Origin of the sequence: Micromonospora sp. NPDC049151 (assembly GCF_040648395.1) — a bacterium.
Classification (GTDB): Bacteria; Actinomycetota; Actinomycetes; order Mycobacteriales; family Micromonosporaceae; genus Micromonospora.
This window is the reverse complement of the sequence record NZ_JBEZDP010000029.1, coordinates 63659-71631: the sequence shown is the minus strand read 5'-3', so window position 1 is coordinate 71631 and position 7973 is coordinate 63659. Positions and strand designations below refer to the sequence as shown.

Genomic DNA, 7973 nt, shown 5'->3' with positions numbered 1-7973 from the left:
ACGGCCCGCGCCCTCGCCCTCGTGGTGGGTCGGGAGCGCGAGCGCTCCCGACCCTTCCGCGTTATCGCTTAATCCATGACTGTCACTGCAATCCATGATCCAGACATCGCTGCTGGTCAACGGCTCAGTGACAGGCCGGTGTGTGACGGCGAAAAGCATCCCCAACAAAAAGTTGCTACAAATCGACGCACACATCTTCCCACCAGTCGCAGCAGTGTCTATGTTCACCCTTGGTCCCACTAGTGGGACGTTCCACCGGCCCGTACCCCCAGTTGGGCCGGTTCCCTCACACCGGAGGTACCACGTGCGCAAAGTCGCAGTGGGTCTGCTCGGGCTTTCGCTGACCGCGACGGGCTTGGTGGCAGGCACGGCCGCCAGCGCCGCGCCGACGCCGAAGCTGCCGGCCGCCGCTCCGTCGGTGGCCGAGCCTGCGCAGGCTGAGCACGACCTGCCCAACCCGCTCGAGGAGAAGCGGCGCGCGCTGCGCCAGGAGGGCCTGAGCGAGGTCCTGTCCGGCAGGGCGAAGGCCGAGAAGATCAACGGCAGCACGGTCGTCAAGGTCGGCGAGCGCGCTGCCGCGGGTCCCTCGGCGGGCAGGTCCGCCAAGAGCACCAAGGCCGGCAAGGGCCCGGTCAAGGACCAGTACGTCGAACTCTCCCGCAAGCAGACCGACAAGATCTTCGTCATCCTCGCGGAGTTCGGCGACGAGCGGCACCCGAGCTACCCGGACCAGGACACGAACCCGAACATCCCGGGTCCGGCCCGGTTCGACGGACCGCGCGTCAACCAGATCCCGCAGCCCAACCGGGCGGTGGACAACTCGACGGTCTGGCAGGCCGACTACAGCGCCGACCACTACCGGCAGCTGTACTTCGGCACCAACCCGGGTGACGAGTCGCTGAAGCAGTACTACGAGGCCCAGTCCTCGGGTCGGTACAGCGTCGACGGCGAGGTCACCAACTGGGTGAAGGTGCGGTACAACGAGGCTCGCTACGGCCGCTCCGGCGGCTACCCGTGCGCCTCGAACGTCTGCACCAACACCTGGGCGCTGGTCCGCGACGCCGCCAACCAGTGGGTCGCCGACCAGAAGGCGCAGGGCCGCTCCGACGCGGAGATCGCCGCGGACGTCAAGGCGATGGACCAGTGGGACCGGTACGACTTCGACGGCGACGGCAACTTCAACGAGCCGGACGGCTACATCGACCACTTCCAGATCGTCCACGCCGGCGGCGACGAGGCCGACGGTGACCCGTACCAGGGTGAGGACGCCATCTGGAGCCACCGGTGGTACGCCTTCGCCAGCGACCAGGGCAACACCGGCCCGGAGAACTTCCCGGCCGGCGGCACCCAGATCGGCAACACCGGCGTCTGGATCGGTGACTACACGATCCAGCCGGAGAACGGTGGCCGGAGCGTCTTCTACCACGAGTACGGCCACGACCTCGGTCTGCCGGACGACTACAACGTGGTCAGTGGTGGGGACAACAACAACGAGCACTGGACCCTGATGGCCCAGAGCCGGCTCGGTGCCAAGAACGACGGTGGCATCGGCGAGCGCGGCGGCGACCTCGGCGCGTGGAACAAGCTCCAGCTCGGCTGGCTCGACTACGAGGTCGTGGTGGCCGGACAGAAGCGCACCCTCCAGCTCGGCCCGCAGGAGTACAACTCCAACAAGGCCCAGGCTGCCGTGGTGGTGCTGCCGCAGCGGGAGTACACGTTCCAGAACGGCAAGCCGTTCGAGGGTACGAAGCAGTTCTTCTCGGGCAACGACGACGACCTGAACAACGCGATGACGCGCACTGTCGACCTCACCGGGAAGACCAGCGCCGCGCTGTCGATGAAGGGTCGTTACAGCATCGAGGCGGACTACGACTACCTGTTCTTCGAGGCGTCCACCGACGGTGGCCAGACCTGGGCCTCGCTGCCCGGTACGGCCAACGGCACCCCGCTGAAGGAGATCTCCCCCGGGCGCTACGCCCTGGACGGCTCCAGCAACGACCAGTGGGTCGACATCAACATCCCGATGGACGCGGTCGCCGGCAAGGTCGTGCAGTTCCGGCTCCGCTACCAGACGGACGGCGGTGTCTCCGAGGGCGGCTTCTACGGTGACGCGATCACCGTGACCGCCGACGGTCAGACGCTCCTCACCGACGGCGCCGAGGCCGGCGCGAACGGCTGGACCCTCAGCGGCTTCAGCATCGTCGAGGAGACCTACACCCGTAAGTTCGACAACTTCTACATCGCCGGTAACCGGTCGTACGTCTCGTACGACAAGTACCTCAAGACCGGCCCGTACTTCTTCGGCTACGCGAACACCCGCCCGGACTACGTGGACCACTACGCGTACCAGGAGGGTCTGCTGATCTCCTACTGGAACCTCCGGTTCGCGGACAACGACACGTTCGCGCACCCGGGTGAGGGTCGGAACATGATCATCGACGCGCACCCGCGGCCGATCTACAACCTGACCGGGCAGCCCTGGCGGGCCCGCGTCCAGGTCTACGACGCGCCGTTCAGCCTGAAGAAGGCCGACTCGTTCACGCTGCACCTCAACAGCCAGCCGCAGTACATCCGCGGCCAGGCGGCGCAGCCGCTGTTCGACGACACCAAGCAGTACTGGTACCCGGAGCTGCCGAACCACGGCGTCAAGCTCCCGGCCACCGGCACCAAGATCAAGGTCCTGGAGCAGAACGGCACCTCGATGAAGGTCCGCTTCTCCTGATCCACTGATCGACGCACGACGCGATGCCCGGGCGGTTCACCTGCCCGGGCATCGCCCTTTGCGGGGAACCCGGCGCACCCCGCCGGCGTCCCATCCGGGTGACGCCCCGTGCCACGCTGCCGGCCGCCCTGGTGCCGCTCGCCGGCACGGGGGTGCGGCGGAGACGGAGGATCCGTGCCTGACGACCACCAGCCGGCCCCGAGCGGCGCCGGCGCGCCCGCCGATCGCCCCACCCCGCTGTCCGCCACCGACCTACCGACGCTGCGCCGGCCCGCCGGTCCGCCGAAGAAGCCGACCGACAACCGGCCCACCGGCGTCGTCGTCGGCTGGATCACCCGGGGCGGGTCCGGGCCGTGCTACGGGCTGATGGACGAGAACGGCACGGAGTACGCGGTGTACGGCCCGAACGCCGGCGAGCTGCGCAAGGGCGACCTGGTCACGCTACGGCTCACCGCGCGGGACCGCGCCGTCGACTGCGGGCCCGGCATCCCGATGCGGATCATCAATGAATGACGTCCGGTAGCGACGTACTCACCCGTCGCCGAGCGGGCGGCGTACGCGACTCCGGGTGCCCGCCCGGAGAAATCCCTGATCCTGGTCACCTGTGGGGCCGGTGGGCCACCGGCGGCCCTAGGCTGTGCCCCATGACCGACCAGCGCGGCGGACCCGTCGACGAGTCCTGCGTCCTGCCCGAGGGGCCGTGGACGCACCGGTTCGTCGGCGCCAACGGCAGCCGGTTCCACGTCGTCGAGGCGGGCACCGGTCCGATGGTGCTCTTCCTGCACGGCTTCCCCGAATACTGGTACGCCTGGCACGAGATGCTGCCGGCGGTCGCCGACGCGGGCTTCCGGGCGGTCGCTGTCGACCTACGCGGTTACGGCGCGAGCGACAAACCACCCCGGGGGTACGACGGCTACACGCTCGCCGCCGACGTCGCCGGCCTGATCCGGGCGCTCGGGGAGCGGTCGGCCACGGTGGTCGGCACCGGTGCGGGCGGGCTGATCGGCTGGACCGCCGCCTCCTTCCACCCGACCCTGGTCCGGCGGCTCGTGGTGCTCGGCGCACCGCATCCGCTGCGGCTGCGGGCGGCCATCTTCGCCGACCCGCGCGGCCAGTTCACCTCGGCCACCGCGACGCTGAAGTTCCAGCTCCCCCGCTACGAGCACGTGCTGACCCGGGACGGCGCCGCCGAGGTGGAGGAGACGCTGCGCCGGTGGGGCGGGCCGCGCTGGGTGTCCGGTCCCGACTTCGCCGACTACGCCCACTGCTGCCGGGTGGCGATGCAGATCCCGCAGGCCGCGTTCTGCGCGATGGAGGGCTACCGCTGGGCGTTCCGCTCGGTGCTGCGGCTGCACGGCTACCGCTTCGTGAAGCTGATGCAGAGGCCGCTGGTCACGCCGACCCTGCAACTGCACGGCGCACTCGACCAGGCCTCACTGCCCCGCACCGCCCAGGGCTCCGGTCGCTACGTCACCGCCCCGTACGAGTGGCGGCTGCTCGACGACGTGGGGCACTTCCCGCACGTGGAGGCGCGGGACCTGGTGCTCGGCGAGGTCCTGCGCTGGGCGAAGTCCTGACTCAGACCCGCTGCTCGCCGAGGTCGGCCACCTCGGCAGCGGGTGCCCAGCCCTGGTAGACGCCGAAGTCGAACGCCTCCAGCCCCATCGCCTCGGCCACCGGCCAGCGCCCACCTGTGTACTCCAGCCGCAGCCAGCCCTCGTGCTCGGCCAGCACGATGAACGGCTGCCCCTGCCAGGTGCAGGTGGTCCGCACGTACGCCAGATCGTCGACCTCGGTGGCCGGCACCACCCGGACGTACCGGCCGGGACGCACCTCGGTGAATCCGTCGTCCGGGCCGGGCTGGTACAGGCGGACGTCGTCCCCGTCAGGACTGGCCTGGTACTCCCGCCCCCGCCAGCGGGCCACGTAGCCGTCGCGGCTCACGCCTCGGCCGCCTTGCGCCACAGCAGCTCGTCGGTGTCCAGGACCGCGACCAGCCTGCTGTCACCGTCCGCGCCGACCCGCCACAGCTCGGCGCCGTGCGGAAGCCGCGCACTGTCCACCTTGAACTCCGCGATCACGTCGCTGCTCTCCCCCGGCGCGAAACCGTTGCCACGGAACGGGGGCCGCTCGATCACCCAGCCCTCCATCGCCCGCATCGCCGCCTCGTTCGGGCCGCCGTACGGGATCCGGTAGAGGCTCGGCCGGTAGGCGGGCCACCGCAGCAGGTAGATCTCCTCGTCGTCGGGGGAGAACGGCGAACCCGGGTGGCCGAGCCCGAGCGCACGGTACAGCTCCACCGGCGTACGCAGGTGTGCCAGTTCCCCGGCCCGGTGCACGAATCCGGAGACGCGGTCGTAGCCCCGCTCCAGGTAGTAGGCGAGCTGGCTCGCCGCGATCACCTTCTGCATGGTCACCGGCCGGTTGTCGGTGACCGGGTGCCCCTGCGGACGCGGTCGCTCCGCCGGCTGCGGCGCGGCGGCGGGCTCCGGATCGTCGCCCAGGCCCACCTCGGCCGCCCAGTTGGCCAGTGCGAGGACCTGCTCCCCGGGGTACGACGCGCCCACCGGACTGCCCGGGTTGACCCGGAACGACCAGGCCGCGTCCGGCCACCTGCGGATGAGCTGGACGAACTTCACCCGTACCGTCTCGACCTGGCCCTCGGTGTGCTCCGCCAGGCGCTCCGGCGAGGTGTAGACAGAGACGCACGTCTCGCCGTCGACCGGCTCGGTGTGCCAGACGAAGCCGGGGTCACCCGGCCGGCTGCCGGCGGCCGAATCAGGCGCGACCGGCAGCAGCACCCGGGCCAGCAGCAGGGTGGTGAGGAAGCCGTCGGTGCTTCCGCTGCCCGCGGCGGCCAGCAGGTCCTCCTCCACGTCGTTCGCCGGCACGAAGTCGGCAGCCGCGTCCGCGGTGCTCGGTCCGGCGGCGGGTGGCGGGTCGACGGTCGCGGGCTCCGCCGGGGCCGGCGTGGACAGCGCCACAGTCGGGTCACCGGGCGCGAACAGCGCAGTGGTGACCGGCTCGTCGGTCACCGGCTCGAAGAGGGACACGGTCGGCTGTTCCGCCGGCACGGGCTCGGCCGGTGCCGGGCCGGTCAGCGGCTGGGTCGGCGCCCGGTCGAACAACGACACCGTCGGCTCGGCGTCAGCCGTACCGGACAGCGGCTCGGCCGGCGCAGGGTCGAACAGCGAGACCGTCTGGTCCGCCGACGGCGACGGCGCGAACAGCGGCGCGGTGGCTTCGCCTGCCGGGGCCGACGGCTCGAACAGTGACGTCGTAGGTTCGTCGGAACCCGGCCCGAGCGACACCGTCTGCTCCGCCTCGGCCGGGCTGGTCAGCGGCTCGGCCGGCACCCGATCGAACAGCGACACCGTCGGCTCGGCCGACGGCGCGAACAGCGGCGCGGTGACCTCGTCTGCCGGAGCCGACGGCTCGAACAGTGACGTCGTAGGTTCCTCGGAACCCGGCCCGAGCGACACCGTCGGATCGTTGAGCGGCGTGCTCCGGTCCGGCGTGCCGGTCACGCCGGCCTGGGCCGGCGCCGGCTCGGCGAGGTTCACCGTGTCGTCGGCGACCAGCGGCTCCACGGGCGACGACACGGTCGGATCGCCCGTGCCGCCCCATGGCGCTGCCGCGCCCTCGGCCGGTTCCGGGCGCGCCGGGCCGGCCTGCTGCGCGGACCAGAACGGCGCGGGCTCGGTCAGGTCGCGGGCCTCGATGACGGTGCCCTCGATGACGATGGGTGTGAAGTCGCGGCGTGGCGCGGGCGGCGCGGAGACCGGTTCGGCGAACGACGGGGACAGTTCCTCCGCCGGCTCGTCGACCGTCTCCCACCCGGTCTCGGCCGCACTGCCGCCCGGTGCGGCCCCCCACCCGTCAGCCGTGGCCGCGGGTCCGGCCGTGACCGGGTCGGCGTGCGCCGCCGGAGCGGGTGGAGCGTGCCGCCGGGGCAGCGCCTCGGTCGCGTCCTCCTCGGGCGGGCGGGTGGGCCGGAACGCCCGGGTCGCCTCCTCCGAGCGGGACGCGGGCGGCGGCTCGTCCGTACGCGCCGGGAACGGGTGGGTGGGGCCTTCGCGGACCGGCTCGTTCAGCGGCCGTCGGCGCGGGAACGGCTGCCCACCGGCGAACCGGGTCGGCGGGGTGGCCCGGTCGCCGGCCCGGCGTGACGGGTCCAGCGTCGACGGGCGCCGGGCCGAGCGGCCACCGGACGAGGGTTCGAAGAAGGAACGGGACGGCGGCGGCGCGGTGGCCACCGACGGCTCGTCGGCGGGTGCCGCCGGGGCGGCCGCGAAGGGGTCCGGCTCGTCCGGGCGGCGGCGCAGGTCGGTGAGCCAGCCGTCGAGGGCGTCCGTATCCGGCTCGGCGGCGGCGCGGCCCGGGACGTCGGCGTCCGCTGCCCGGCGGCGCGGCGGCACGGTGGGCAGCCGTCGCCCCAGGACCGAGGCGGCCCGCATCGGCACCGTCGGCGGCTCGCCGGTTTCCACCAGCCGCTCGTCCCCGCCCGGCGCCCCCGCGACCGGCGGTACGGCCGGAGGCGGCACGACCGATGGCGGAACAACGGCGGAGGGTACGGCCGGCGGCGGCATCGCGGCGGACGGCATGCTCGGCGGCGGAACAGCGGCAGGCGGGACGGGAACGGCCGGCGGTCGGGGCGCGGCCTCGGGCACCGCGTTCCGGGCCGCCCGGGTGGCGCTCTCCACGCGCTCCAGCCGGGCGCGGGCGCCCATGGTGCGGCCGGGCAGCCGGACGTCGCCCCGGGAGAGCTGAGCGACGTACCAGGCGGGCAGGTAGCCCTCGATCGGTAGGCCGGGATTCACCGCCAGCCACCACTCGGGGTTGGGCCAGCCGGCCGCCAGATCCGGGTAGGGGACGCGGCGGGTGGGCCCCGCGTTCTCGCCCAGGCTCGCGCGCAGCGCGGCGGCGGAGGTGAAGGCCAGCACGTGGGTGCGGCCCTCGGCGGTCCAGGTGCCCCACCCGGCGGCCGGCCCACCCGCTACCGGAAGCAGGAGATCGACGCGGGTCAGCACGCGGAAGTACTGCTGCTGGTCCTGCGCACGTAGCGCGTCCCGCATCGCCACCTCGGCCTCGGTGGCCGGCTCCCATCCGGTCACGGCCACCTCTCCTTCCGCGAACAGGCCACAGGCATCGCCTACAACCTACAAGGTCGCGGCAACATCAGGACTTCTGCCCATCGACGGTCGGCCCCGACCCGAGCGAGCCGCTAACATCCCGTTCCGGAGTCGACACA

5 protein-coding genes are annotated in these 7973 nt (G+C 72.3%); 3 read left to right on the top strand and 2 right to left on the bottom strand.

From position 1 onward, the window contains the following. Positions 1-319 precede the first annotated feature (319 nt). From AB0B20_RS26280 to AB0B20_RS26270, 3 genes are all read left to right on the top strand, one after another. Complete coding sequence (locus tag AB0B20_RS26280; RefSeq protein ID WP_357474302.1) at positions 320-2722, top strand: immune inhibitor A domain-containing protein; 2403 nt, start codon at positions 320-322, stop codon at positions 2720-2722. A 174-nt stretch (positions 2723-2896) separates the two neighbouring features. Then, positions 2897-3235 (top strand): hypothetical protein, encoded by a 339-nt coding sequence (locus tag AB0B20_RS26275; protein ID WP_357474295.1) that lies wholly within the window; start codon positions 2897-2899, stop codon positions 3233-3235. Positions 3236-3366: 131 nt separating this feature from the next. Then, positions 3367-4299, top strand: coding sequence for an alpha/beta hydrolase (locus tag AB0B20_RS26270; protein ID WP_357391037.1), 933 nt, complete (start codon positions 3367-3369; stop codon positions 4297-4299). A 1-nt stretch (position 4300) separates the two neighbouring features. Here AB0B20_RS26270 and AB0B20_RS26265 read toward each other — a convergent pair whose 3' ends face one another. Both AB0B20_RS26265 and AB0B20_RS26260 read right to left on the bottom strand, forming a co-directional pair. Beyond that, entirely contained in the window at positions 4301-4666 is a 366-nt protein-coding gene (locus tag AB0B20_RS26265; protein WP_357391035.1) for a hypothetical protein, read from the bottom strand. Then, a complete protein-coding gene (locus AB0B20_RS26260; RefSeq protein ID WP_357474292.1) occupies positions 4663-7836 on the bottom strand; it encodes an SseB family protein in 3174 nt (1057 codons plus the stop codon). Before AB0B20_RS26260 ends, AB0B20_RS26265 begins: the two co-directional genes overlap by 4 nt. Positions 7837-7973 lie beyond the last annotated feature (137 nt).

Coding starts and splice junctions, on each gene's coding strand:
- AB0B20_RS26270 (WP_357391037.1), top strand. CDS start 3,367: ATGACCGACCAGCGCGGCGGACCCGTCGACGAGTCCTGCGTCCTGCCC.